The organism is Flavobacterium sp. CECT 9288 (genome assembly GCF_918731615.1).
GTDB lineage: Bacteria > Bacteroidota > Bacteroidia > Flavobacteriales > Flavobacteriaceae > Flavobacterium.
The window spans coordinates 1,884,483-1,910,254 of record NZ_OU957226.1 but is presented as its reverse complement, the minus strand read 5'-3'; the positions used below and the strand labels follow the sequence as shown (position 1 = coordinate 1,910,254).

General features: G+C 33.5%; 22 protein-coding genes. 10 read left to right on the top strand and 12 right to left on the bottom strand.

Going from position 1 to position 25,772, the window contains the following annotated elements:
* Positions 1-270 precede the first annotated feature (270 nt).
* Complete coding sequence (locus LQ189_RS08360) at positions 271-1,335, top strand: tetratricopeptide repeat protein (RefSeq protein ID WP_230155729.1); 1,065 nt, start codon at positions 271-273, stop codon at positions 1,333-1,335.
* Between the two features lie 54 nt (positions 1,336-1,389).
* Here LQ189_RS08360 and fumC read toward each other — a convergent pair whose 3' ends face one another.
* On the bottom strand, positions 1,390-2,772 hold the full coding sequence (gene fumC / locus LQ189_RS08355; RefSeq protein WP_230155728.1) for a class II fumarate hydratase: 1,383 nt from the start codon (positions 2,770-2,772) through the stop codon (positions 1,390-1,392).
* A gap of 205 nt (positions 2,773-2,977) precedes the next feature.
* Between fumC and LQ189_RS08350 the strand changes: the two genes are divergently transcribed.
* Entirely contained in the window at positions 2,978-3,148 is a 171-nt protein-coding gene (locus LQ189_RS08350) for a hypothetical protein (protein WP_086453821.1), read from the top strand.
* 98 nt (positions 3,149-3,246) lie between these two features.
* On the opposite strand, the gene LQ189_RS08345 is transcribed toward LQ189_RS08350, so the two are convergent.
* Complete coding sequence (locus tag LQ189_RS08345) at positions 3,247-5,703, bottom strand: outer membrane beta-barrel family protein (RefSeq protein WP_230155727.1); 2,457 nt, start codon at positions 5,701-5,703, stop codon at positions 3,247-3,249.
* A 92-nt stretch (positions 5,704-5,795) separates the two neighbouring features.
* Complete coding sequence (locus LQ189_RS08340; protein ID WP_230155725.1) at positions 5,796-6,140, bottom strand: ArsC/Spx/MgsR family protein; 345 nt, start codon at positions 6,138-6,140, stop codon at positions 5,796-5,798.
* Positions 6,141-6,218: 78 nt separating this feature from the next.
* Between LQ189_RS08340 and LQ189_RS08335 the strand changes: the two genes are divergently transcribed.
* Together LQ189_RS08335 and LQ189_RS08330 are read left to right on the top strand one after the other, a co-directional pair.
* Positions 6,219-7,139 carry a CPBP family intramembrane glutamic endopeptidase gene (locus LQ189_RS08335; RefSeq protein WP_230155723.1) on the top strand — a complete coding sequence of 307 codons (921 nt, stop codon included), beginning with the start codon at positions 6,219-6,221 and terminating at the stop codon, positions 7,137-7,139.
* A 25-nt stretch (positions 7,140-7,164) separates the two neighbouring features.
* Positions 7,165-8,214 (top strand): AMP-binding protein, encoded by a 1,050-nt coding sequence (locus LQ189_RS08330; RefSeq protein WP_230155721.1) that lies wholly within the window; start codon positions 7,165-7,167, stop codon positions 8,212-8,214.
* A 71-nt stretch (positions 8,215-8,285) separates the two neighbouring features.
* Here LQ189_RS08330 and LQ189_RS08325 read toward each other — a convergent pair whose 3' ends face one another.
* The 3 genes from LQ189_RS08325 to prfB all read right to left on the bottom strand — a co-directional run bounded on the left by LQ189_RS08325 (position 8,286) and on the right by prfB (position 12,612).
* Positions 8,286-9,914 carry an acyl-CoA carboxylase subunit beta gene (locus LQ189_RS08325; RefSeq protein ID WP_230155719.1) on the bottom strand — a complete coding sequence of 543 codons (1,629 nt, stop codon included), beginning with the start codon at positions 9,912-9,914 and terminating at the stop codon, positions 8,286-8,288.
* Between the two features lie 162 nt (positions 9,915-10,076).
* Positions 10,077-11,075, bottom strand: coding sequence for a UDP-3-O-(3-hydroxymyristoyl)glucosamine N-acyltransferase (gene lpxD / locus LQ189_RS08320; protein WP_230155717.1), 999 nt, complete (start codon positions 11,073-11,075; stop codon positions 10,077-10,079).
* Positions 11,076-11,516: 441 nt separating this feature from the next.
* Positions 11,517-12,612, bottom strand: a protein-coding gene (gene prfB, locus LQ189_RS08315) for a peptide chain release factor 2 (protein WP_182650915.1) whose coding sequence is annotated in 2 segments (ribosomal slippage) — positions 11,517-12,548 and positions 12,550-12,612 — 1,095 coding nt in all. Because the reading frame shifts where the segments join, the coding sequence is not laid out codon by codon here.
* Positions 12,613-12,789: 177 nt separating this feature from the next.
* Between prfB and LQ189_RS08310 the strand changes: the two genes are divergently transcribed.
* Positions 12,790-13,812: a low specificity L-threonine aldolase gene (locus LQ189_RS08310; protein ID WP_230155715.1), complete on the top strand. Its 1,023-nt coding sequence runs from the start codon at positions 12,790-12,792 to the stop codon at positions 13,810-13,812.
* A 73-nt stretch (positions 13,813-13,885) separates the two neighbouring features.
* On the opposite strand, the gene LQ189_RS08305 is transcribed toward LQ189_RS08310, so the two are convergent.
* A complete protein-coding gene (locus LQ189_RS08305; RefSeq protein ID WP_086453816.1) occupies positions 13,886-14,206 on the bottom strand; it encodes a YbaB/EbfC family nucleoid-associated protein in 321 nt (106 codons plus the stop codon).
* Positions 14,207-14,272: 66 nt separating this feature from the next.
* On the opposite strand from LQ189_RS08305, the gene LQ189_RS08300 reads away from it, so the two are divergent.
* Both LQ189_RS08300 and LQ189_RS08295 read left to right on the top strand, forming a co-directional pair.
* Positions 14,273-16,408: a S9 family peptidase gene (locus tag LQ189_RS08300; RefSeq protein ID WP_370634838.1), complete on the top strand. Its 2,136-nt coding sequence runs from the start codon at positions 14,273-14,275 to the stop codon at positions 16,406-16,408.
* Between the two features lie 70 nt (positions 16,409-16,478).
* Positions 16,479-17,519 carry a PLP-dependent cysteine synthase family protein gene (locus LQ189_RS08295; protein WP_086453818.1) on the top strand — a complete coding sequence of 347 codons (1,041 nt, stop codon included), beginning with the start codon at positions 16,479-16,481 and terminating at the stop codon, positions 17,517-17,519.
* Positions 17,520-17,658: 139 nt separating this feature from the next.
* Here LQ189_RS08295 and LQ189_RS08290 read toward each other — a convergent pair whose 3' ends face one another.
* Both LQ189_RS08290 and gcvT read right to left on the bottom strand, forming a co-directional pair.
* Positions 17,659-18,369, bottom strand: a complete 711-nt coding sequence (locus LQ189_RS08290; RefSeq protein WP_086453819.1) for a YebC/PmpR family DNA-binding transcriptional regulator — start codon at positions 18,367-18,369, stop codon at positions 17,659-17,661.
* Positions 18,370-18,427: 58 nt separating this feature from the next.
* Complete coding sequence (gene gcvT / locus LQ189_RS08285; RefSeq protein WP_230155713.1) at positions 18,428-19,510, bottom strand: glycine cleavage system aminomethyltransferase GcvT; 1,083 nt, start codon at positions 19,508-19,510, stop codon at positions 18,428-18,430.
* A 451-nt stretch (positions 19,511-19,961) separates the two neighbouring features.
* Here gcvT and LQ189_RS08280 point away from each other — a divergent pair, with 451 nt between their 5' ends.
* The 3 genes from LQ189_RS08280 (at position 19,962) to LQ189_RS08270 (ending at position 22,047) form a co-directional block, all read left to right on the top strand.
* Positions 19,962-20,825: an NAD(P)H-hydrate dehydratase gene (locus LQ189_RS08280; RefSeq protein ID WP_230155711.1), complete on the top strand. Its 864-nt coding sequence runs from the start codon at positions 19,962-19,964 to the stop codon at positions 20,823-20,825.
* A gap of 66 nt (positions 20,826-20,891) precedes the next feature.
* A complete protein-coding gene (locus LQ189_RS08275) occupies positions 20,892-21,686 on the top strand; it encodes a HipA family kinase (protein ID WP_230155709.1) in 795 nt (264 codons plus the stop codon).
* On the top strand, positions 21,664-22,047 hold the full coding sequence (locus LQ189_RS08270) for a DUF3037 domain-containing protein (RefSeq protein ID WP_230155707.1): 384 nt from the start codon (positions 21,664-21,666) through the stop codon (positions 22,045-22,047). Before LQ189_RS08275 ends, LQ189_RS08270 begins: the two co-directional genes overlap by 23 nt.
* 58 nt (positions 22,048-22,105) lie before the next feature.
* On the opposite strand, the gene LQ189_RS08265 is transcribed toward LQ189_RS08270, so the two are convergent.
* From LQ189_RS08265 to LQ189_RS08255, 3 genes are all read right to left on the bottom strand, one after another.
* On the bottom strand, positions 22,106-22,630 hold the full coding sequence (locus LQ189_RS08265; RefSeq protein WP_230155705.1) for a GNAT family N-acetyltransferase: 525 nt from the start codon (positions 22,628-22,630) through the stop codon (positions 22,106-22,108).
* A gap of 372 nt (positions 22,631-23,002) precedes the next feature.
* Entirely contained in the window at positions 23,003-23,974 is a 972-nt protein-coding gene (locus LQ189_RS08260; RefSeq protein ID WP_230155704.1) for an alpha/beta fold hydrolase, read from the bottom strand.
* Positions 23,958-25,568 (bottom strand): GMC oxidoreductase, encoded by a 1,611-nt coding sequence (locus tag LQ189_RS08255; protein ID WP_230155703.1) that lies wholly within the window; start codon positions 25,566-25,568, stop codon positions 23,958-23,960. The genes LQ189_RS08260 and LQ189_RS08255 overlap by 17 nt, the downstream gene beginning before the upstream one ends.
* Positions 25,569-25,772: the final 204 nt, after the last annotated feature.

Genomic DNA, 25,772 nt, shown 5'->3' with positions numbered 1-25,772 from the left:
TAATTCATTTGTAAATTAGAAAAAAAAACACAAGATATTGGAGAGCAAAATCAATATTTACACGAAAATCAAAAAAAAAATAAGCAAATCATAAATTCAAACTCTAAGTAAATATTTATCAATAGAAAAAAAATAAAAAAATAAAAAAAATATTTCTGGTATTGTTTTTGAAAATGAATTAAATAATCTAATTTGCTACACTTAATATAGTGTTAAATGTTAAAATTTGATATTTTAATAATTTTATTAACCAAATACCGTACAGATTTCATGAAAAAGAACTTTACTTTAGTATTAATTTTATCCTTCATTTTTGCTGGATATGCCCAAAAAGAACAAATCAAAGAGGCACAACTACAGTTTAAAAACGGTAATTCTCAGGGAGCATTATCTATTTTAAAAAAATCGCAATATTTAATAAATAATGCTATTGCCGATGATAAATCAGAGTTTTATAAACTAAAAGCTGAAATTTATAAAAGTTTAGCGGATCAAAAAATTGACCCAGCTGCAAACCTTTCATCTGCCGTTGCTACTTACAAGGAATTGATTGATGAGGAAGACCGTATTGAAACCTATAAATACTCTGTAAAAGCCCGCGAAGCGATTAAGTTAATTAAGGATGAGGTTCAAGGTAGTGCTATTGCTGATTTAAAAGTAAACAACTACAGTGAAGGAGCAAAAAAAATGTATTCCTTGTATGAGATAGACAAAAAAGATACCCTTAACTTATACCTTTCGACTTCTTATTTTATGAAGGTAAATGATTATGAGTCTGCCTTACGAAATTATAAAGAGTTAAATAAACTCAATTATACGGGTAGAGTTATGGAATATTATGCTGTTAATAAAAAGTCTAAAGTTGAAGAATTGTATTTAACTGCAGCCGATAGAGACACAAATGTAAAAGCAGGAATTGCTGAAAACCCTAGAAATGTGATGGCTGCTTCTAAGAAAAGTGAGATTCTTTTAAATATGGGTTTTATTTACAGAGAAAAAAAAGATTTAGCAGCAGCTGAAAACTGTTACAAGCAGCTCATTGCTTATAATCCTAATTCAGTTGATGGATATTTAGAAATGGCATATTTAAGTTTAGACAAGAAAAAAGTAATAAGTGAGCAAATGAGTGTATTAGGAACTTCTAAAGAAGAAATGCTTGCCTATGATAATTTAAAAGTTAAAATGGATGATATTGTAAAAGGCGCTATCAAGTATCTAGAAAAAGCTAATGCCTTACAACCTAGTGATAAAACAGTTTCTGATTTGCTATTAAAATTATACCGATCCATGGATTTAATTGCGGAGTATAATGCTTTAAAAGCGAGAACAAATTAGCAAATTCTAAATAAATCTATTAGCCCTGTAAAATAATTTACAGGGTTTTTTGTATTATACCATATCATTAGGTTGTACCCAATTATCAAAATCCTCTGGTGTTACATATCCAAGACGTTCTGCTTCGTATTTTAATGTGGTACCATTTTTATGAGCGGATTGAGCAATTTCTGCTGATTTGTAATATCCTATTTTGGGGTTCAAGGCAGTTACTAACATTAATGAGTTATCCAGTAGCTCTTTAATTCTAGTATGATTTGGTTCTATTCCTTGGGCACAATGAAGATCAAATGACAAGCATGCATCACCAAGAAGTCTTGCTGATTGTAAAAAATTGGATGCTATAAGTGGTTTAAATACATTCAATTCATAATGTCCTTGCATTCCACCTACAGTAATTGCGACATCATTTCCTATTACTTGTGCGCATACCATGGTCAATGCTTCACATTGCGTTGGATTTATTTTGCCAGGCATTATAGATGAACCTGGTTCGTTTTCAGGAATGAGGATTTCATTAATTCCAGATCGTGGTCCAGAGGACAGCATGCGGATATCATTTGCAATTTTATTTAGAGAAACGGCCAATTGTTTTAAAGCGCCATGACTCTCAACAATAGCGTCATGAGCAGCTAAGGCTTCAAACTTATTTTCGGCAGTAATAAATGGGTGTCCGGTAAATTCAGCAATGTATTGAGCAACTTTCACAGCATATCCTTTTGGAGCATTTAGACCAGTTCCTACAGCAGTCCCTCCAAGTGCTATTTCAGATAAATGTGGTAGTGAATTTTTTAAAGCTTTCAAACCATAACTCAATTGGGCTACATATCCTGATATTTCTTGTCCTAGTGTTATAGGCGTAGCATCCATCATGTGTGTACGACCTATTTTTACAACATTATTAAATTCAATTGCTTTTTTATGTAGTGTATCTCTTAATTTTTCAATATTTGGAATAGTACTTTCAACTATTATTTTGTAGGCAGCAATGTGCATTGCCGTTGGAAATGTATCGTTTGATGATTGTGATTTATTTACGTCATCATTTGCATTAATAAATTGATTTTTACCTATTTCTAAACCTTTAAGAATTTGAGCTTTATTTGCAATAACTTCATTTACATTCATATTGCTTTGAGTTCCTGACCCAGTTTGCCAAATGACTAGTGGAAACTGATCGTTAAGCTTTCCCTCTAAAATTTCATTACAAACCAGAGCAATGCAATCTCGTTTTTCCTCTGATAGAATTTTTAAATCACAATTGGTGTATGCAGCCGCTTTTTTTAAGTATGCAAAACCATATATGATTTCTTTTGGCATAGATGCTGGTTCACCAATTTGGAAGTTATTTCTAGAACGTTCTGTTTGTGCTCCCCAATATTTATCTATTGGTACACGTACTTCGCCTAATGTATCTTTTTCTATTCTATACTTCATTTTAAATGGAATTATTAATTGGATGGAAATGGTTACTAATTCATAAAATTATTAGGGATCACGATTTGATCTATAGATTTTCGTAGTTCTGTAATTTAAGAATAATTAATATTATAACAAGCAGATGCTTAGTTTTTGTGTTTTTTTATTGCTACCAAAAATAATTAGAGTTATATTTGTGGCTACATTCAAAATTCCGGAAAACATGTTTGAATTTTCACAGTATTTAGGCTTTTTACTTTTCTTAACCATCCTAACAATGGGATTTTGGTTAATGTTTTTTCTAGTTGGTTTCGTATCCTATTGGGTTGGAGGTGCAAGTTGGGAAGCATATAAAGAAAAGAAAGCAAAAAAGAAGCAAGAACAATCAGTTTAAGCTTTTTAGATTTATAAAAGAACTCATTTTTATGAGTTCTTTTTTTTTTTGATTTAAATGTATAAAAAAAGGACTCATTTTGCATGAGTCCTTTTCTTTTATCCTTGATAATCTCCTTCGTTATCATTTTGCATTTTACGAGTTGGTTTTTCTCTTTCGTTTTTAGGTTTGTTAAAACGATATGTAAATGATACGTTAATCTGTCTCACTCTCCACTGCATTTCGCTGTAAGAATTTGCAAATTGAGGCAGGAAAGTTTCCATGATTCTTTTTCTAGAATTAAAAACGTCACTTACGTTAAAGGATACAGTTCCTTTATCTTTCATTACATCTTTACTAAATGCTAAGTTTGCTGCAAATACACCCAAACTTCTTCCTTGTGCGTTATTTTGAGGACCATTATATGTGGCATTTGTTTGCCAGTCAATTTTGTATGGCAACGTTATTTTTGAGGTGATTCTGGTAAACCAAGAAGTAGCAATGTTATTAAAATCTTGTGTTACTTTTTCGTTTTTAAAATTGGTGTACTCGTTTATTCCTTGCGTTTCATTTCTAAAGAAATTAAAGTTACCGTTCAATTTCCACCATTTGTAAGGAGAATAGTTAAGTGTGAATTCAAAACCAGCTCTGTATTCTGTAGCTAAATTAATAGGCGAGCTAATTGTAATAGGAATTCCATTTACAAAATCTCCAGATTCTCTTCTAGCAAATTGAAAAACATCAGTTGTTTTGTTTACATATAAAGATGTGTTAAAAGTTAGTTTTTCCCATCTTCTGATGTATCCAAAATCAATAGCATCTGTAAAAGCAGGATCTAAATCTGGATTACCCACAAAGATGTTGATGTTACTAGATAAGTTGCTGAATGGGTTTAACATTCTTCCTCTTGGTCTTTGTATTCTTCGACTATAGCTTACTGAGGCACTACTTGCATCAGAGATTTCATAAGTAAAGAAAGCACTCGGGAAAAAGTTATTGTACTTTTTAGTATTAAAATCGTTAGTAGCAAGTTGATTGATATTGATATTTGAATCTTCAAAACGCAAACCAAAAAGTGCTGAAAATTTTGATTTTTTAAAACCATATTGCGTGTATAAGGCATTTACCTTCTCTTTGTATTCTAATGTGTTTGTAAAATTATTATTAATTACACCATTATTGTCAACTCTAAAATCTGTTAGTAGTTCTAAGAATTCTCCACGGTATCCGGCTTCAAATTGACTTGATTTACCAAAAGGAAGTACATAATCTAGCTGAACTAAATTACGGTTTTGTGACTGATTGTTACGGGTAATATCTAGTTGTGTCGTATTAGAATTGCTACGATTATCAGTAATTAATGCATCATTAAATTCATCGCTAATAGAAAAAGATCCATCAACTGTAAGTTTGTGACCATCTTTTTTGAATTTCTTGATATAATTTGTAGCAAATTCAACATTCTCACTGTCGCTATTTTCTAAATTGATACGCGTTCTTCTATAATCAAAACTGCGATCAGCATTAATGTAATCTTGAAAAACGTTGTCAATATTGTTACCGTTACTTTTTCTATAATTAATACTGTTGGTCCATGAAGCGGTTTCACTTAAATACCATTCCATTCCAAAATTACCGTTGTATCCTTTGCTGAATCGGTCATTTTCACGAGATTCATTTACGGCATTAGTAACTTCATTATTATCATTTAGATAATCAGTATTGGTAAAAGCATTTCCTGGATTGTTACGATCATTGTAACCTTGAGTTGTAAAAAGATTAAAGTTTTTTGATTTGTAGTTTAAGGTTCCACTCAAACCATAATTTTCAGGATAACCAGTAGACGCAATTATAGTTCCATTCAAACCTTGATTTTTTCCTTTTTTAAGGATAATGTTTAGTAAACCTCCACCACCTTCCGCATCATATCGTGCAGATGGATTTGTGATTACTTCTACTTTTTCAATGGCATCAGCTGGAATTAGTCGTAATGCTTCAGAGATATTAATTGCGTTTGAGGGTCTACCATCAATTAAAACTCTTACGTTGTCATTTCCTCTTAAACTCACATTTCCTTCAACGTCTACAGACACTGACGGGATGTTATCTAATACATCACTTACGGTTCCACCTTTTACCATAAGATCACTACCAACATTGTAAACTTTTTTATCAAGTTTTATTTCAACGGTAGTTTTCTCTGCTCTTACAATAACTTCATTCAATTGTGCCGCATCTTCTTCTAAGCCTATTACTCCAAGATTAATACTCTTAGTTAAGTTTTTTTGTTTGATATCATTTCCTTTAAAAGAGATAAACTCAATTTTGATATCATACGTACCTGGTTTTACTTCAACATCAAAATCTCCAGTTGCATTTGTAATTCCTCCGGCTACGGGTTTTGGATTATTAGGTAATGAAAAAGTGATGGTTGCATACTCTAATGGTTGTTTGCTTATTTTTTCAATAACTTTTCCAGTTATTTTAATTTTAGGAATTCCTCCACCGGGTTGCGCAAATCCTGTTATTGCTATTAAAAAAAAGGCAAGAATTAAAAAAGGTTTGATTAATTTCATTATTGTTTACTTTAGTTTTTTTCATTAGACGCACAAACCTTGAATTAGTTTAATAGGGTAAATCATAAATAAATGTTAAGACTGAGATTTGTCTATTTCAAAAATTTCTCTACAGATTCAGAATCTCTTCCTATTATTGCTTTTTCACCATCAATTACAATTGGTCTTTGCATTAAAATTGGATTTTCGGCAATAATCTTTAATATTTCTTGATCATTTAAGATTTTGTTTTTAAAGTTTTCTATCCAAAGTTTTTCTTTAGTGCGTACTAAATCCATTGGTTTTATGTTTAGTTTGCTTACAATTGTTGTTAATTCGTCAATAGATAAGGCGTGAAGCAAGTAGAGTTTTATTTCAAATTCTTTATTAGTAGTTTTGATTTGTGCCAAACATGCTCTTGATTTTCCGCAACGTGGATTGTGATAGATTTGAATCATTTTTTTCATTTAAGATTATTATGTAACAAAAATAGTGTTTGTTGAACTAATAATATGAAAACATAATTTCAGAAAAACATGTACATAGCCCAAGGTTTTAAGTCAGGAAATACTTTTTGGAAATATATTCAAGGATCCGTTTTACTAATTCTTGCTTCTATTGTTGGACAATTGTTTTTTACAGCATTTGTAGTTATAGACTCTTTGACTTCTGGGAAACAGTTTCAACCTGCAGCATTGAATATGATGAGCTACTTTGATTCTAATACTACATTGTTTTTTTTATTATCAACCTTTGTGTTTGTATTGGCTGCTCTTTTTTTTATTGTGAAATTATTACACCATCAAACTATAATATCTGTAACAACTTCAAGGGAAAAAGTTGATTGGAGCAGGGTAATTACTGCTTTTGGTATTTGGTCAGTATTTACGATTGGTTCAACACTCATTATGTATTTTGCTAATCCTTCTAATTTTGAAATTAATTTTAAACCCATCCCATTTTTAATTCTAACATTAATAGGAGTAATAATGATTCCTTTGCAAACCAGTGCCGAAGAATATATATTTAGAGGTTATTTAATGCAGGGGTTTGCTGTGCTTGCTCGTAATAAATGGTTTCCGTTATTAATGACTTCATTCATCTTTGGAGGATTGCATTTTTTTAATCCCGAAGTAGAAAAAATGGGTCCTATAATTATGATTTATTATATGGGAACCGGAATATTTTTAGGTATTTTGACACTCATGGATGAGGGCATGGAGCTAGCGCTCGGTTTTCATGCTGCTAATAATACAATTGGCGCCTTATTAATCACTTCTGATTGGACAGCTTTTCAAACAAATTCCATTTTAAAGGATATCTCAATTCCATCTGCTGGAATTGATGTCATTTTACCGGTTTTTATTATTTATCCAATACTTTTACTTATCTTTAGTAAGAAATACCAATGGACCAATTGGAAAGAAAAATTGACCGGCAGGATTCCATCGGTTTAGATTTTAATTTGTAAATATCACAATCATGACCACTACCGTAACCTACCAAAACGTGCATAACTTGTTTAAATTAAATGGTTTTCACCTTGATCGTGATGATTTATGCAGAGTTGCATATAGTTTTATCAAAGAAGGCGAGACGTATGAAAAAGCAGTAGGAGATTTTATTTTAGATTGGTTTGATTCTAAACCTTATCTTATGCTCAATACCTCTGGAACTACTGGAAAACCGAAGCTTATTCGTATTGAGAAACAAGCCATGGTAAATTCGGCTTTAGCTACTGGAGATTTTTTTGATTTGAATCCAGGAGACAAAGCTTTACATTGTTTGTCTACACAGTTTATAGCAGGTAAAATGATGTTTGTTCGAGGTTTTATTTTAGGTCTTGATCTTGATTTTGTTGCTCCAAGCGCAGAACCACTTCTAAGAAATACCAAAAAATATGATTTTGTAGCTATGGTTCCTCTGCAAGCTCAAAATTCAATAAAGGCATTGCAGAATGTGAAAAAAATGATTGTTGGTGGTGCAAAAATGGACAAGGTTCTTGAAAATGAGTTGTCAAAAGTTTCCACAAAAGTGTATGAAACCTATGGCATGACTGAGACAATTACTCATATAGCAGCTAAAAAAGTTAGTGAAGATTTCTTTTCGGTATTACCAAACATTAAAATCTCCCAAGATGACCGAAATTGCTTGGTGATTGATGCACCTTTAATTTCTAATGAATCGATTGTTACGAATGATTTGGTAGAAATTAATGATGACAATCAATTTGTTTTCTTAGGTAGAGTAGATAATGTAATTAATAGTGGCGGAATAAAATTGATTCCTGAAAAAATTGAACAAAAACTATCTGCTAAAATAAAGGAAAGATTTTTTGTCTCCAGTATTAAAGATCCTGAACTTGGAGAGAAATTAATTTTAGTTATAGAAGGAGAAAATCAGTTGTTGCCCGATGATTTTTTTGATGAATTAGACAAATATGAAAAACCTAAAGCTGTTTTTTATGTCCCAAAATTTTTAGAAACAGAAAATGGTAAATTAAGACGAGCTGACATTGTAAATACTTTATAATTGAGTTACACTAAATAAAAAAGCATCCTAAAATATATTTTCAGGATGCTTTTTTATAAATGGTAAGAATGTTATACTTGGATAACGCCTAAATTGAATTTCTTTTCAATAGGAGCGTGGTTTGCCGCCTCAATCCCCATAGAGATCCAAGTTCTTGTGTCTAATGGATCAATAATAGCATCAGTCCATAATCTTGAGGCTGCATAATAAGGAGACACTTGTTCGTCGTATCTTGCTTTTATTTTATCAAATAACTCTTTTTCTTTGATTTCATCAACTACTTCTCCTTTTGCCTTGAGCGATGAAGCCTCTATTTGTGCAAGTACTTTTGCAGCTTGCGTTCCGCCCATAACGGCTAATTCAGCACTTGGCCAAGCAAAAATTAATCTAGGATCATACGCTTTACCACACATGGCATAATTTCCAGCTCCATATGAATTACCAACAATTACCGTAAATTTTGGTACCACAGAGTTGGACACTGCATTTACTAACTTGGCTCCATCTTTTATAATTCCGCCATGTTCAGATTTTGATCCCACCATAAAACCAGTTACATCTTGAATAAAAACTAATGGGATTTTTTTCTGGTTGCAATTGGCAATAAATCGAGTGGCTTTATCAGCACTATCCGAATAGATTACGCCTCCAAATTGCATTTCTCCGTTTTTAGTTTTAACAACTTTTCTTTGATTCGCAATGATTCCTACGGCCCAACCATCAATTCTAGCATAACCCGTAATTATGGTTTGTCCATAACCATCTTTATAGGTGTCAAATTCAGAGTTGTCTATTAATCTGTTAATGATGTCCATCATGTCATATTGTTCGCTACGAGCTTTTGGCAATATTCCATACATTTCATTTTCATCAAATTTTGGTTTTTCAGCTTTGATGCGGTTGTATCCAGCTTTGTCAAAATTACCAATCTTGTCAACAATATTTTTTATACGATCAAGTGCGTCTTTATCATCTTTCGCTTTATAATCAGTCACTCCAGAAATTTCGCAATGGGTTGTGGCTCCGCCAAGAGTTTCATTATCAATACTTTCTCCAATTGCTGCTTTTACCAAGTAACTACCCGCTAGGAAAATACTACCTGTTTTGTCAACAATCATAGCCTCGTCACTCATGATAGGTAAGTACGCGCCACCAGCTACACAACTACCCATTACAGCGGCAATTTGGGTAATACCCATGCTGCTCATTTGTGCATTATTTCTAAAAATACGACCAAAATGTTCTTTATCAGGGAAAATTTCATCTTGTAATGGTAAATAAACTCCAGCACTATCTACTAAATAAATAATAGGCAATCTATTTTCCATTGCAATTTCTTGTGCTCGAAGGTTCTTTTTAGCTGTTATAGGAAACCAAGCACCTGCTTTAACAGTAGCATCATTTGCAACTACAATACATTGTTTCCCTCGGATATAACCTATTTTTACAATAACTCCACCAGAAGGGCAGCCACCGTGTTCAGCATACATTCCTTCTCCAACAAAAGCGCCAATTTCTATACTTTTAGCCTTTGCGTCTAGTAAATAATCTATTCGTTCACGGGCAGTCATTTTGCCCTCACTATGTAATTTTTGAATGCGTTTTTCTCCACCTCCTAATTTTACGACACTTAATTTTTGACGTAATGCAGAGAGTAGAAGTTTATTGTGGTCTTCATTTTTATTGAAGTTCAAATCCATGATTTATTAGATTAAAAAGTTTGTGCTAAAATACAAATTACTACAAAAATACGTTTATTATTTTGTCTAGTAAAATCAAAAAAATGTTTTTATTTTGGTTTTAAATAAAAAAAACAGAAGCGAACTTCTGTTTTTTTTATGAATATGATAAAAATTATGTCTTTATTTTTTTGACTCGTTGACTAGTCTTTTTAAAATAGCCCATTGTTTTAAGGCATCACGAGCTTCAACAGCTGGATACCCTAACATTGTTTTTCCAGGGGCTATATCACCTGTAACACCAGATCCTGCTCCTACAATAGCACCATCTCCTATAGTTGTATGGTCTTTTATGGAAGCACTTCCACCAATTATTACGCCGTTACCTAATGTTACTGAACCCGCAAGCCCGCTATTGCCTGCCATAATACAAAATTTACCTAATTTGCTGTTATGACCTATTTGTACAAGGTTGTCAATTTTACAGCCGTCACCTAGTACTGTTGAACTAAATTTGCCTCTATCTACGCAAGAATTGGCACCAATTTCAACATTATTACCAATGATTACATTACCTATTTGAGGGATTTTAACCAATCCGCGTTGAGGATCAGGTCTAAAGCCAAAGCCATCTGCGCCAATTGTTGCATTGGGATGTATGATGCAATCATTACCAACATGACAGCGTTCTCTGATCACGGTACCAGACCAAATAACAGTATTCTTACCAATGGTACATTCATCTAGAATAGTCACATTAGGATATATAGTACTGTTATCACCTATTACCACATTAGGACCCACATAACATCCTGCGCCAATCTGTACACCATTGCAAATTTTTGCACTAGCATCAATCACGGCTGTGGGATGAATGGCTACGCTGAATATTGGAGTAGGTGGAGCAAAAAGTTCAAGAACTTGAGACATGGCTAAATCGGCATTCTTTACTTTAATAAAAGCACGATTATCACCAGGTTCAATACTAATATCCTCATTTACAACAGCTGCACAAGCTTTTGATGAAATCCAATATTTTTCGTATTTTTTATTTCCAATAAATGAAATTTCTGTAGCACTGGCTGCTTCTAATTGCTCTGGTGCGGTAATACCAGTTAGGGTTGATCCAATAATTTCTCCTTGCAGAATTTCATTGATTTCTAGAATGTGGTAGGTTTTCATTGGATTTTAGAATTTGGTTCTTGATAAAATTTGCCCAAATAAAGGAATTTAGCGTTGAAATTCCTAATCCTACCAATTTCTTTAACATGCTTTTGAAAAAAAGTGTCAAGTTTTGAATGCAATCTAAAGTTATGTATTCTTTGCTAGACATTTTAAAATCGTGATAGACGCAATTTTTTACATTGTAAAAATCTTTAAAAAGTTAACGGAGTTAATTATCTTATTGTAATCATAACGCTTTGTTCGAAGATACTGTAATATTTTGCTGTCTCCGCGTTGGGAAGTTCTTTAAAATCCTCCGTAAAATAAATCTTGTTTTGTGCAAAAATGGGAAAGTAAATTAAAAAAAAAGTGATGTAAAAAAGGTTTTTGTCAGTGATGTTTTTCTTTTAAAATAATAAAAAATCCTACGCAATATGAACTTGTGTAGGATTTTACCATTTATGATTCCTTTTGTCCCATCATCATGAGATAGGCTTTTAAGAATTCGTCTATTTCACCATTCATGACGCCGTCAACATTACTAGTTTCGTAGCCTGTTCGAACGTCTTTAACTAATTTATAGGGCTGCATTACGTAATTGCGTATTTGGGATCCCCATTCAATTTTCATTTTACCAGCTTCAATATCGGCGCGTTGTGCTTGCTTCTTTTTAAGTTCAATTTCATATAATTGCGAACGTAACATCTGCATGGCTCGTTGTCTGTTGTCTTGTTGCGAACGCGTTTCAGAGCATTGAATTTGAATTCCGGTAGGCTTATGAAAAAGCTGTACTTTAGTTTCTACCTTGTTGACATTTTGTCCACCTGCACCACTAGAGCGAGAGGTCGTTATTTCTATATCAGCAGGATTAATTTCAATTTCTATACTGTCGTCAACTAAGGGGTAAACGTAAACGGAAACAAAAGAGGTATGTCTTTTAGCATTACTGTCAAAAGGTGAAATACGCACCAGTCGATGTACGCCGTTTTCTCCTTTTAGATATCCAAAAGAATAATCTCCTTCAAACTCAAGAGTTACCGTTTTTATTCCAGCTGCATCTCCTTTTTGAAAGTTCAATTCTTTAATTTTATAGCCGTATTTTTCGCCCCACATCATGTACATTCTCATGAGCATTTCGGCCCAGTCGCAGCTTTCTGTTCCACCTGCACCAGCTGTAATTTGCACTACAGCACTAAGCGTATCACCTTCATCCGAAAGCATGTTTTTAAATTCAATAGCTTCAATGTGATTATTAGTAGCATTGAATTGTGTGTCAAGTTCATCGGGTGTAAGTTCACCTTCTTTATAAAATTCGTAGGCAAGTTCCAATTCGTCTGTCATTTCAACAGCTTTATTGTAATCTTCTATCCACTTTTTTTTATTTCGAAGATTTTTTACTAGTAGTTCTGCCTCTTTTGGACTGTTCCAAAAATCAGGGGCAAAGGTTTTTTCTTCTTCGTTTGAAATCTCAATTAATTTGGCATCAACGTCAAAGATACCTCCTCAACGCACCAAGGCGCTCCACAATACCTTTTATTTGTTCGGTAGTTGTCATAAGTTAGTTTTTATTTTTTAGAAATCGTTTTGTAATATTTCTTTTGTTCAATTGTTTTAGTTTTAACGGAACTTTTTGCAATATACAAACCGTATTATGTAAATTTGTGCTGCAAAAATAGAAATTTTTTACAAAGGGACAATTCGCGAACCATTCGCACTGAAAATAAACAACAATATGGAAATAAATTTAATTAGTGATACAATAACAAAACCATCTCGTGAAATGCTTGTGCACATGCTTAATGCAGTTGTAGGTGATGATGTGTATAAGCAAGATCCCACTGTTATTGAACTTGAAGCTAGGGTAGCACAAATGTTTGGAATGGAGGCGGGTCTCTTTTTTCCATCGGGAACAATGGCAAATCAAACCGCAATTAAGCTTCATACTCAACCAGGGGAACAATTAATAGCTGATAAATATGCACACGTATATCATTATGAAGGAGGCGGTGTTTCCTTTAATAGTGGAGTGTCTTGTTGTTTACTTGATGGAAATCGAGGCATGATTAATGCTGACCAAGTTGCTGCAGCGATAAATGACCCAGAGTTTTATCATAGTCCATTAACAAGTTTAGTATGTGTTGAAAATACAACAAACAAAGGTGGTGGTGCTTGTTATGAATTGGAAGATTTACAGAAAATAAAAGCTGTTTGTGATGCACATAATTTAAAATTTCATTTAGATGGAGCACGAATTTGGAATGCTTTGGTTGCTAAAAATCAAGATCCTAAAGCGTACGGTAAAATTTTTGACACCATTTCAGTATGTTTGTCAAAAGGTTTAGGTGCTCCTATTGGTTCTGTTCTATTGGGGGATAAAGAAACAATTCACAGAGCATTGCGTATTCGAAAAATACTTGGAGGTGGAATGCGTCAAGTAGGTTATCTAGCGGCAGCAGGTTTATATGCTCTTGAAAATAATATCACGAGGTTAGCGGAGGATCATCGTCGGGCAAAGGAAATTGCCGAAGTGCTCAAGAAAACAAGTTGGGTAGCATCTGTAGAACCAGTTGAAACTAATATTTTAATATTTTCTTTGGTTCCAAATTGTATTGAGAAGAATCTTATTGAGCTTTTAAAGCAAAAAAATATCTTTATCAGTTCTATGGGACACGGAAAATTGAGAATTGTCACGCATCTGGATTATAAAGAAGTGATGCATACGTATGTGCTTGAAACGCTGCAGAAATTAGTATAAATTAAAGTATAAGTTTTGAATTATGAGTTTTGACAATTTAAAAACTCATAATTCATAAACTCATAATTACTGATTACTTAAACAAATTATCCATTCCAGGAATCATTGGCATGTCCATTTTTGCTACTGCATCAAGTTCAGCTTCGTTTGTTTTTGTAGCCTTTTCAATGGCTTTATTTAAAACTAAAATTAAATAATCTTCTAATTGTTCTTTATCTTCAAGTAAAGCGTTGTCAATTTGTATTGATTTTAAAGCTCTATTAGCAGTTAGAGTTACTTTTAATAAGCCATCAGTGCTTTGTTCATCAATAAGAATAGTATCTAATCTTTTCTTAGTATCTTCTATTTTTTGTTGGGTTTCTTTTAATTTACCCATCATGCCCATTAAATCCATGTTGAAATTATTTTAAGTTTTAAATACAAAATTACTACATTAGTGTTTCAATTCAATAAAAGAATCATGAAAAATAAAGCTTTACTAAGTTGTCTTTGTCTTATTTTTGCACTTTCAATAACAAAAATAAACGCACAGCAAATGTCCGAAAATATAAAAGCACCTTTAGCAAAAATAATTCCAACCGTTTTAGAGAAACACGGAGATACTCGTGTGGATAATTATTTTTGGTTAAACAAAAGAGAAAATCCAGAGGTTATTGATTACTTAAATAAAGAAAACAGTTACTACGAAGCTATGACTGCGGATACCAAGGGTTTTCAGAAAGAATTGTATGAGGAAATGAAATCTCGTATTAAGGAAGATGATGAATCAGTACCTTACTTATATAATGGATATTACTACATTACTCGTTTTGAAACAGGAAAAGATTATCCTATTTACTCTAGAAAAAAAGGAAGTTTAACTGCTGCCGAAGAAATTCTTTTTAACTGTAATGATTTAGCTAAAGGGCATTCTTATTTTCAATTGGGTGGATTAAGTGTAAGTCCAGATAACAAGTTTGCTAGTTTTGGTGTTGATACCATTGGAAGACGTATTTATACCATTCAAGTAAAAAATTTAGAAACAGGTGAAATCCTTTCTGATAAAATAGAAAATGCAACTGGTAGTTCTGTGTGGGCCAATGACAATAAAACGATTTTTTATACCAAACAAGATGAAGTTACACTGCGTTCTGATAAAGTATTCAAGCATAAATTAAATACAAGTTCGGATCAAGATGTACTGGTGTTTTTTGAAAAAGACGATACTTTTAACGTATCCGTTGGGAAAGAAAAATCAAAAAAATATATTGTAATAGGATCGGGGAGTACCTTGACTACCGAGTATAGAATCTTAAATTCAGACACTCCTGATGCTGAATTTAAGGTTTTTCAACCTAGAGTTCGTGGTTTAGAGTATAGTATTTCACATTTTGGAGATTCGTTTTATATTTTAACCAATAAAGACAAAGCAACAAATTTCAAGTTGATGAAAACCCCAGAAAGTGCTACTGCAAAAGTGAATTGGGTCGATGTCATTGCGCATAGAGATGATGTTTTGCTGGAAGATATTGAAATTTTTAGAAATTATTTAGTAGTTGAAGAACGTTCTAATGGTTTAAACCACATTCGCATCAAGCCGTGGAGTGGTGAGGGAGAATATTATCTGCCTTTTGGTAGTGAAACTTACAATGCCTACACTACTACAAATGTAGATTTTGATACTGATATTTTGCGTTACAGCTATCAATCCTTGGCAACACCATCTTCTGTAATTGACTTTAATATGAAGACCAAAGAAAAAGAGGTTAAGAAGGAGCAACAAGTTCTAGGTGGAAAATTTGATAAAAACAATTACACGGAGGAGCGTGTTTGGGCCACAGCAACTGATGGGACTAAGGTACCCATTTCAATGGTTTATAAAAAAGGTTTGAAAAAGGATGGTACTAATCCGGTGTTACTTTATGCGTATGGTTCTTATGGCGTGACTATGGATACTTACTTTTCATCAACACGTTTATCTATTTTAGATAGAGGTTTTGTTTTTGCCATTGCGCACATTCGTGGTGGCGAAGATTTAGGAAGACAATGGTACGAAGACGGGAAATTGCTTAAAAAGAAAAATACTTTTACCGATTTTATTGATTGTTCCAAGTATTTAATACAAGAAAAATACACTTCTCCACAACATTTGTATGCCGAAGGCGGATCAGCAGGTGGATTGTTGATGGGAGCAGTAGTAAATATGGCGCCAGAATTATACCATGGAGTGATTGCTCAAGTGCCATTTGTAGATGTTATTTCAACTATGCTTGATGATACCATTCCTTTAACAACGGGTGAATATGACGAATGGGGTAATCCAAATGAAAAAAAATATTACAAATACATGTTGTCTTATTCTCCTTATGATAACGTAAAAGCACAAAAATATCCTAATATGTATGTTTCTACAGGCTTGCATGACTCACAAGTACAATATTGGGAGCCAGCAAAGTGGGTTGCAAAGCTACGTACGCTAAAAACTAACGATACGGTGTTGTATTTAAATACAAACATGGATGCAGGGCATGGCGGGGCTTCAGGTAGGTTTGAGGCTTTAAAGGAATTAGCAAAAGAGTATAGTTTTTTATTAGATTTAGAAAAAATTAAAAACTAATTAGAATATTTTTGTTAAATTTGCACTGTTCGTAGTTGAATTAAAATTTGCTGCGACTAACTATTTTTTTATGAAAAAAGAGATATCTGCTTATAATAATGTCTTAGAATTAATAGGTAATACTCCACTTATTAAGCTAAATAAAGTTACTGAAGATTTAGTTGGAAATTTTTACGCAAAAGTAGAAGCTTTTAATCCAGGACATTCCTCTAAAGATAGAATTGCATTATATATTATTGAAGAAGCTGAAAAAAGAGGCATTTTATCACCTGGTGATACTATAATTGAAACTACATCTGGTAATACTGGGTTTAGTTTGGCTATGGTAAGTATTATCAAAGGGTACAATTGTATACTAGCAGTAAGCTCAAAGTCATCAAAAGATAAAATTGATATGTTGCGTAGCTTAGGTGCAAAGGTTTATGTTTGTCCAGCTCACGTATCTGCAGATGATGAACGTTCCTACTATAACGTAGCCAAGCGTTTACATGAAGAAACCAAGGGTTCGGTTTATATTAACCAATACTTCAATCAGTTGAATATTGATGCACATTACAATTCTACAGGTCCAGAAATTTGGAAACAAACTAATGGCGCCATTACACATCTTGTAGCATGTAGTGGAACTGGTGGTACTATTTCGGGAACTGCAAAATACCTAAAAGAGCAAAATCCTAATATTAAAATTTTAGGTGTTGATGCTTTTGGTTCAGTGTTGAAAAAATACCATGAAACTAGAGAGTTTGATAACGAAGAAATTTATCCATACAGAATTGAAGGATTAGGTAAAAATCTAATTCCATCTGCAACCGACTTTGATATTATAGATAAGTTCATGAAGGTGACAGATGAGGAAAGTGCTCACACTGCCAGAGAAATTACTAAAAAAGAAGGTTTATTTGTGGGATATACTTCTGGAGCAGTAATGCAAGCAATTAAGCAATACGCAGAAGAGGGAGAGTTTGACGAAAATAGTAATGTAATAGCTATTTTTCCAGATCATGGATCTCGATATATGAGTAAAGTTTTTAGTGATGACTGGATGAATGAGCAAGGATTTTTTGATAGTATCAATGAAGAAGAAGTTCAAAAAATTGAATTCATAAAATAGATTATCTTACTATATTATCATATAAAACTCCAGAATTTTTCTGGAGTTTTTTTTGCTATGTTTTTAAATTATTAATGTTGTGCATAGACAAAAAAAAACTCCTGATTACTCAAGAGTTTTTAGGTTTTTAAGAAAGGAATTATTCTTCCATAGTATGATACACGTTCATCACGTCATCATCCTCTTCAATTTTTTCAATTAATTTTTCAACATCAGCCATTTCTGCTTCGGTTAGCTTTTTTGTAATTTGAGGGATACGTTCAAAACCTGATGATAAAATTTCAATGCCTCGACTTTCAAGTTCTTTTTGAATGGTTCCAAAACTACCAAAAGGAGCATAAATTAAAATTCCATCTTCATCAGCAAAAATTTCTTCGGCACCAAAGTCGATAAACTCTAACTCAAGTTCTTCTATATCTTGATTGTTATTTGGAATTCTAAAATTACAAGTATGATCAAACATAAACTCAACAGACCCTTGAGTACCCATAGTACCATTGCATTTGTTGAAATAACTTCTAATGTTAGCAACAGTTCTATTGTTATTATCAGTAGCAGTTTCAATTAAAATTGCAATACCGTGCGGAGCATAGCCTTCAAACAATTGTTCCTTGTAATTTGCTGTATCTTTGTCAGTCGCTTTTTTTATAGCACGCTCCACATTTTCTTTAGGCATATTTACTGCCTTAGAGTTTTGGATTACGGCTCTTAGTCTCGAGTTGGCCTCAGGATTGGGACCACCTTCTTTAACAGCCATTACAATATCCTTACCTATTCTGGTAAATGCTTTGGCCATTGCTGACCAACGTTTCATTTTTCTTCCTTTTCTAAATTCAAACGCTCTTCCCATTACTATTTGTTATTTTGAACTGCAAAAATACAATAATTATGCAGGTTTAAAAATCATTTTATTTCTTATAAAAAGGCAATTTTACCACCTTAGCTAATACATCATTTTTTCTAATACGAATAAAAATTTCACTATCAAGTGCGCTATTGGCAACTGTAACAAAACCCATTCCAATTCCTTTGTTCATTGACGGAGACATGGTTCCAGAGGTCACAATCCCAATCACACTTCCTGATGCATCTACAATTTCGTAATCATGTCTTGGCACTGCGCGCTCTTGCATTTCAAATGCAACTAACTTTTTAGTTACTCCAGTTTCTTTTTGTTTCTTTAAGTTCTCGGCATTTGTAAAATCCTTAGTGAATTTAGTAATCCAACCCAAACCAGCTTCTAACGGAGATGTGGTATCATTGATATCATTGCCGTATAAGCAAAAACCCATCTCTAAACGTAAAGTATCACGAGCAGCAAGACCTATAGGTTTAATGCCAAAAGGAGCACCTGCTTCAAAAACTTTATTCCAAATTTGTTCTACCTCTTCATTTTTACAATAAATTTCAAAACCTCCTGATCCAGTATATCCCGTTGCAGATATAATTACGTTTTCAATTCCAGCAAAATCACCTACCTCAAAATGGTAATACGCAATGGCTGATAAATCTTTTGAAGTTAAAGATTGCATGGCTTGAACCGCTTTTGGTCCTTGAATAGCCAAAAGTGAATAATCTTCAGAAATATTTTTCATATCTACACCCAAATCATTTTGGGCTGAAATCCAGTTCCAATCTTTTTCAATATTCGAGGCGTTAACAACCAGTAAATATTGCTCTTCTTTCATTTTATAAACTAGCAAATCATCTACAATACCGCCGTCTTGATTTGGCAAACATGAATATTGTGCTTTGCCAATCGTTAAAGTCGATGCATCATTTGAGGTTACTTTTTGTATCAAAGCCAATGCATTTGGTCCTGTAAGCAAGAATTCTCCCATGTGAGAAACATCAAAAACTCCTACTGCATTACGAACCGTTTCATGTTCTGCATTAACTCCTTCGTATGAAATAGGCATGTTGTATCCAGCAAACGGTAGCATTTTTGCTCCCAAACTCTCGTGTATGTGCGTTAGCGCAGTATTTTTCATGGTGTTTTGATATAAAATTTGAAGTGGCTAATTTATTGATTTTATTTTGGCTTACAAAGGCTGTAGGAGCAAAGTTTCAAACGTTTTCGGTATTTTTTAGTTTGCTTAAAAAAATAATTTTAAGGAGCCATTTCTTGCTATTCGCTATATCTTTATTTGCGGGGTACAGCCATTTTTATGGCTGTACCCCGCAAATAAAGGATGCCGCTGCTATCAGGGCTATGGTCTTTATTAACTTGAATTATATTTTTCTTTTTGAAATGTGTAACAAATAATCGATTGTTATGACAAATTGCATTTGTGTTGTATTAAGAAATTATATTTTTTTTGATAAATTATATAAAATTAGAACTATTAACTTAATTTCGATTTTTTGATATTTATTTTAAAGATCTAATTATTATATTGATTTCAGATTTAAAATTAATTATTGTATTTTTAAAAAAAAATAATGCCAAAATTGATACCTATTACTCATTCTGAAATACTAAAGATTTATAAAGAAATCGATCAATTTACGCATAAAGGAATTCAGGGACATGCACTGATTATAGGTGGAAGTTATGGAAAAATTGGCTCCATAAGTTTAGCTTCAAAGGCTTGTTTAAAGACTGGTTGCGGATTGGTAACCGTTTTTATTCCTAAATGCGGATATACCAGTATACAAACTTCAAATCCTGAGGTTATGGTTTTAACAGATCTAGAGGAAGAAGTGATATCAGATATTGATTTTGATTTTAAACCACAAGCTGTTGGTATAGGTCCTGGATTAGGTCAATCGGATAAATCACATAATGCTTTACAACTGTTTTTAAAAACGTATAAAATCCCCATGGTTATTGATGCTGATGCCTTGAATATTATTTCAAAGTTTAAAAAATTATTGATCCATCTAGCACCCAAAACAATCATTACTCCACACCCAAAAGAATTACAGTCATTGATTGGTAGTTGGATTTCCGAAAAAGACAAGCTAAATAAAAGTATTTCTTTCTCTAAAGAACATCAAATTATTATTGTGATGAAAGGCGCTCCTACACGTGTTATTGATGGAGACACAATTTATGAGAATACCACAGGAAATGCTGCCCTAGCCACAGCTGGGAGTGGAGATGTGTTAACAGGGATGATAACTAGTTTATTAGCACAGTCATATCCTCCTCTTCATGCAGCTTTGATAGGTGTTTATCTTCATGGTTTAACGGCCGATATTGCTTTGCCAGAAACAGGTTATCAGTCTTTCATAGCTTCAGATATTATTGCCCACATTGGCAAAGCTTTTTTGAGTTTAGAAAAGGAACACAAAATAAATTGAGACAGTAAATTCATTTCTTAATTTGTAAGTTTGCACCATAGCAAAATTGCTTTATCCAATTCAATTATGGAAAAACAACCCCATCTCAGGACCGTAAATGTTACACGATACATAACTCCGCTGCGGGAAGGCGGTTCTTTACCAGCGCTCGCTGAGGCTGATGATGATTTTAAATATGTTTTAAAGTTTAAAGGAGCGGGCCATGGCGTAAAAGCCTTAATTGCAGAATTGATAGGGGGTGAGATTGCCAGAGTTTTGAACTTGAAAATGCCCGAATTAGTATTTGCAAATCTAGACGAAGCTTTTGGGCGTAGTGAAGCTGATGAAGAAATTCAAGATTTATTACAAGGCAGTCAAGGACTTAATTTAGCCTTGCATTATTTATCTGGAGCTATTAATTTTGATCCTGTAGTAACTGCGGTTGACGCTAAACTAGCTTCACAAATAGTTTGGTTAGATGCTTTTATTACTAATGTGGATAGAACATTTAGGAATACCAATATGCTCATTTGGCATAAAGAATTATGGCTAATTGATCATGGAGCAAGTTTTTATTTTCATCACTCTTGGAGCAATTGGGAGAAACATGCAAAAAGTCCTTTTGCCTTGATAAAAGATCATGTTTTGTTGCCTCAGGCTTCTTTGTTACAAGAAACAAATCTTGAATTCAAATCTATTCTTTCAACAGAAGTTATTAGAAACATTGTCAATCTTATACCTGATGTTTGGCTTCATTGGGAAGAAACTCAGGAACAGCCCGAAGCCATAAGGGAAGTTTATTTTCAATTTTTAAGTACTCGTTTAGATCATTCCGAAATTTTTATAACAGAAGCACAAAATGCAAGAGCAACACTTATATGAGTATGCCGTTATTCGTGTTGTGCCTAGGGTAGAGCGCGAAGAATTCCTTAATGTTGGGGTTATTCTTTTTTGTAAAAGAGCAAAATTTATAAAAGTTTTATTCGAAATTAATGAGGGTAAACTCCGTCTTTTTTCGAAAGACTTAGACATAGAACAATTGAAATTAAACATTCAAGCTTTTGCAAAAGTAGCTCATGGTGAAAAAGATGCTGGGCCAATTGGACAATTTGATCTCCCTTCGCGATTTCGATGGTTAACGGCGCTTCGTAGTTCAGCCATTCAAACTTCAAGACCACATCCAGGATTATGTGACAATTTAGACCATACAACTCAACGCCTTTTTGAAGACTTAGTGTCGTAGCATCTTGGTATTCAAAAATATCCTTTTAAATGCTTTAATTCAAAAGGGTATTTACACTTTAAAGTGTTTCGGGTGTGTTTATAGCTTTGCTAAGTACCATAAATTCTAAAGGTTCATTAGCAATAGGAATATGTACTTCACTTGACGGAAACGGTTCTCTCGCGCCAGTGTCCTCATAACCATTACGAAGGTACCAAGCAATTAATTCTTCACGTACCGTAATTACGGTCATGACAATTTTTGGCAAACCTAGTTCCAAAGCATGAATTTCAGCTTGCTGCAATAATTTTTTTCCAACACCTACATTTTGCAAATGTGGTGCAACGGTCAACATGCCTAAGTACAAGTGATCGGTTTTGTCAACTAGTAAAACGCAACCTACAATTTCATCGTTACTACTAAATTTTAGTAGTGTATTTTTTGTATTTAAAACGGTTTCTTTTAATTCAGTCTCTGTGGTACGCAATCCTTCCAGAATGTTAGCTTCGGTAGTCCAACCTTTCTTAGAGGTTTCTCCGCGATAGGCTGAATTAATCAATTGATTCAATGCTGTAAGGTCTTCAAGTGTAGCTTTGGTAATCATATAGGACTGTTTTTTTAGATACCAAAGGTAAAAAAAAACATTTCACTATTACAATAAATTTGTTTCTTTTCAAGGGAACTGCAATTGCGTTTATTCAGAAAATTTAATATTTATCCTTTAATTAATTACTATTATTTTGCTCACAAAGAAGGGGGCTAATGAGCAATTTTAATTGCTGTAAAACTTCCGTTTTTGTGAATTATCGGCATCGAGACAGTTGATTTACAATGAAATTAAATTGACTTTTTGTAAATACTAAAGGTGGAAGTTCCTAATGTGCTGACTTCTGGTAAATAGGATTGGAATTTGCAGATGGACATTCTTATTCCACAATTGTTTATCCTAAACTATAATCTAAACTTGTAGTCCTTTTTAAAATTTTTTAGTGCTATTGAGATCTTTTTTCAAGAACTCAAGTACTGGTTTTAAACTTTCGATGGGACTTTCCTCCATGGGAGTATGACCTGTTTTTTGTATTATAGATAATCTATTATTAGGCAAATCTCTATGAAATTTCGCGGCATTTTCTAATGGAATTAATAAATCTTCAGATCCCCATAGTATCAGTGTAGGCTGCTTGATTGTTTTGATGTTCTTGTAAGCTGAGGTGTCTTTTTCTATCGTAAAACGGTCTACAAATGCTTGACGATTGCCTTCTCTCAAGGTTAGTTCATAGTAGCGATCAACTAATGGCGGAGTCACTTTCGATTTGTCAAAATAAATGTTTTCGACACTTGCTTTTACTATAAAACGCGGCGTAATATACGTGAGAATTTTATTTAGAATGGGAGTTTGGCCAATTTTAAAAGCAACAGGTACACTTTTAGAATTTTGCCGATATCCTGCTGCATCTATTAAAATCAATTTTTCAACCATTTTAGGTTGAGCTACTGCAAAATTCCAAGCGATTTCGCCTCCTAGAGAATTACCAGCTAAAATGCATTGCTTAACTTGTAAAGCATCCAAAAAGGTTTTGATAAATTCAGTGTAATGTTGAATCGAATAATTGCGACCAGGAAATGGTCCGGTTAAGCCATAGGCAGGCAAATCCATTCGGATCACGCGATTGGTTATTTTTAAACGGTTCGCCCACGCATCAAAGGTATGCAAACTGGATGCCGTGCCGTGAATAAGGACAATAGGGATGGTATCTTTTTGATTGCCTTCGTCACGATAATGAACATTCATTCCATCAATTGAAATAAAGGAGGAAGCCTCATTCGTATACTTTGTTTTCAAGTATATAAATGGAATATCACGATGACCAAAAAACAGCAGTATGGCGATAATAGCGATAGCTAAAAAGCCTCCAATAATTTTTATAAACTTAATTAAGTATTTCATCGACCTCCACTGATTGTTTGATGATAATTTCTTCCAATTTTTTGAAAGGAATTTGGTCCATCGCATGTTCTGCAATTGCTGTGATAGACAAAGATGGATTTACCCCAGGATTTGCTGAAATCATTGAACCATCTATGATATAGAGATTTTCGTATCCAAAAACTTTATTGTTTTTATCAATTACACCTTCACTAGCATTTGATCCCATCACTGCACCGCCTAATATGTGAGCTGTAGAAGGAATTCCAGCGATAGTTTCTACAGCAAAAGAAGTACTTACACCATTTACAGCCTCACTGAATTCTTTGATTAATTGAACAGACTCTGGAATAAAAGGAGAAGGTTTTTTACCTGTGCTAACGGTTGAATTCATGAATCCAAAAAAGTTGATTTTGAGTTTTAGTGTACTGTCTAATGTTTGCATAAAAAGCAGTACTACCGTTTTTTTTGCCCAACTGTTTCTAAAATATATTGTAAAATAATTTGCTGGCGACTTTACTAAAGCACCAATAACTTTAGCAATCCGAACAAAAGCGTTACTGTCTGTTACATATGGAAAGTGAATTAATTTCCACGCATTTGAACCTTCAGAATAGCGGCAAATTTCTAGGTGACTGTTCTCATCTGTGTCTAAAATACTTCCGATGGCAACTCCTTTTGAAAAGTTTTTCTCTTTATCAAGTGTGGAAACACTAACAAGAGTTTCATTATTAGTTCTAATGTCTTCTCCTAAGCGATCTGAAATATTAGGTAATGATTTTGTCTTGAGTTGCAGTAGTAATTTAATAGTTCCTAACACACCACCAGAAAAAATGACTCCTTTGCTCTTAATTGTGCTTTTTTTGGTAAAAAATTGTGTACTTGTTTTTATGGAAACTTCGTAGCCATTGGTGCCATCTGAAGTATTGATTGGTTTAACATCATAGACTTCCTGCTCCGCCATAATAACCGCTCCATAATGTTGTGCGAGGTACAAATAATTCTTGTCAAGGGTGTTTTTAGAATTGTTTCTGCAGCCTGTCATGCAAGCGCCGCAAAAATTGCAACCTGTTCTTTCAGGTCCTTTTCCATCAAAATAGGGGTCTTTTTTAGTAACGTTTTCTTCTCCAAAATAAACGGCAACATTTGTGGCATCAAATTTATCTTCCATACCCAATTTCTGGGCTACTTTTTGTAATCCAAGATCACCATCAAATAATTTAGGATTTTTAGCGGCGCCAAGCATTTTTAGTGCTTCTTGATAAAAAGGCGCGAGTTCTTTCTCCCAATCGTTCAAGGTACTCCAGCTTCCAGTTTTAAAAAAGGTAGACTTTGGAATGGGTAGCGTATTGGCGTAGACCAAAGAACCTCCACCAACACCAGTTCCCGAAAGAATAGCGACATGTTTAAAAATGGTAAGTTTCATGATACCAAAAAAACGGAGACTTGGCAACCAAAGCCATTTTTTAAAATTCCAGTTGGTTTTGGGAAAATCTGCTGCTTGAAACCATTTTCCTTTTTCAATTACGACTACTTTATACCCTTTTTTTGATAGTCGCAAGGCACTCACTGAACCACCAAAACCACTACCTACAATAACATAATCGTATTCCATTGTATTTGTTTGATTATAATTTACCGCAAAGTTTGGATCGATGCTTTTGAAATTTTGTTTTTCTCAAATGTATAAAATGTTTTAATCTTAATAGAATAGTGTTATCAGTAATTTGTTGACTTTGTAAAATATATTTGGCTTTACTGATGTGGTTACCAAACTCAAAAAATGATATTCACCTTTTAAGGCAACAGTCTTTATTGG

What these genes read in the sequence shown, in the direction of transcription:
- LQ189_RS08360 (WP_230155729.1), top strand. Translation starts at nt 271, where the DNA reads ATGAAAAAGAACTTTACTTTAGTATTAATTTTATCCTTCATTTTTGCT.
- fumC (WP_230155728.1), bottom strand. Translation starts at nt 2,772, where the DNA reads ATGAAGTATAGAATAGAAAAAGATACATTAGGCGAAGTACGTGTACCA.
- LQ189_RS08350 (WP_086453821.1), top strand. Translation starts at nt 2,978, where the DNA reads ATGTTTGAATTTTCACAGTATTTAGGCTTTTTACTTTTCTTAACCATC.
- LQ189_RS08345 (WP_230155727.1), bottom strand. Translation starts at nt 5,703, where the DNA reads ATGAAATTAATCAAACCTTTTTTAATTCTTGCCTTTTTTTTAATAGCA.
- LQ189_RS08340 (WP_230155725.1), bottom strand. Translation starts at nt 6,140, where the DNA reads ATGATTCAAATCTATCACAATCCACGTTGCGGAAAATCAAGAGCATGT.
- LQ189_RS08335 (WP_230155723.1), top strand. Translation starts at nt 6,219, where the DNA reads ATGTACATAGCCCAAGGTTTTAAGTCAGGAAATACTTTTTGGAAATAT.
- LQ189_RS08330 (WP_230155721.1), top strand. Translation starts at nt 7,165, where the DNA reads ATGACCACTACCGTAACCTACCAAAACGTGCATAACTTGTTTAAATTA.
- LQ189_RS08325 (WP_230155719.1), bottom strand. Translation starts at nt 9,914, where the DNA reads ATGGATTTGAACTTCAATAAAAATGAAGACCACAATAAACTTCTACTC.
- lpxD (WP_230155717.1), bottom strand. Translation starts at nt 11,075, where the DNA reads ATGAAAACCTACCACATTCTAGAAATCAATGAAATTCTGCAAGGAGAA.
- LQ189_RS08310 (WP_230155715.1), top strand. Translation starts at nt 12,790, where the DNA reads ATGGAAATAAATTTAATTAGTGATACAATAACAAAACCATCTCGTGAA.
- LQ189_RS08305 (WP_086453816.1), bottom strand. Translation starts at nt 14,206, where the DNA reads ATGGATTTAATGGGCATGATGGGTAAATTAAAAGAAACCCAACAAAAA.
- LQ189_RS08300 (WP_370634838.1), top strand. Translation starts at nt 14,273, where the DNA reads ATGAAAAATAAAGCTTTACTAAGTTGTCTTTGTCTTATTTTTGCACTT.
- LQ189_RS08295 (WP_086453818.1), top strand. Translation starts at nt 16,479, where the DNA reads ATGAAAAAAGAGATATCTGCTTATAATAATGTCTTAGAATTAATAGGT.
- LQ189_RS08290 (WP_086453819.1), bottom strand. Translation starts at nt 18,369, where the DNA reads ATGGGAAGAGCGTTTGAATTTAGAAAAGGAAGAAAAATGAAACGTTGG.
- gcvT (WP_230155713.1), bottom strand. Translation starts at nt 19,510, where the DNA reads ATGAAAAATACTGCGCTAACGCACATACACGAGAGTTTGGGAGCAAAA.
- LQ189_RS08280 (WP_230155711.1), top strand. Translation starts at nt 19,962, where the DNA reads ATGCCAAAATTGATACCTATTACTCATTCTGAAATACTAAAGATTTAT.
- LQ189_RS08275 (WP_230155709.1), top strand. Translation starts at nt 20,892, where the DNA reads ATGGAAAAACAACCCCATCTCAGGACCGTAAATGTTACACGATACATA.
- LQ189_RS08270 (WP_230155707.1), top strand. Translation starts at nt 21,664, where the DNA reads ATGCAAGAGCAACACTTATATGAGTATGCCGTTATTCGTGTTGTGCCT.
- LQ189_RS08265 (WP_230155705.1), bottom strand. Translation starts at nt 22,630, where the DNA reads ATGATTACCAAAGCTACACTTGAAGACCTTACAGCATTGAATCAATTG.
- LQ189_RS08260 (WP_230155704.1), bottom strand. Translation starts at nt 23,974, where the DNA reads ATGAAATACTTAATTAAGTTTATAAAAATTATTGGAGGCTTTTTAGCT.
- LQ189_RS08255 (WP_230155703.1), bottom strand. Translation starts at nt 25,568, where the DNA reads ATGGAATACGATTATGTTATTGTAGGTAGTGGTTTTGGTGGTTCAGTG.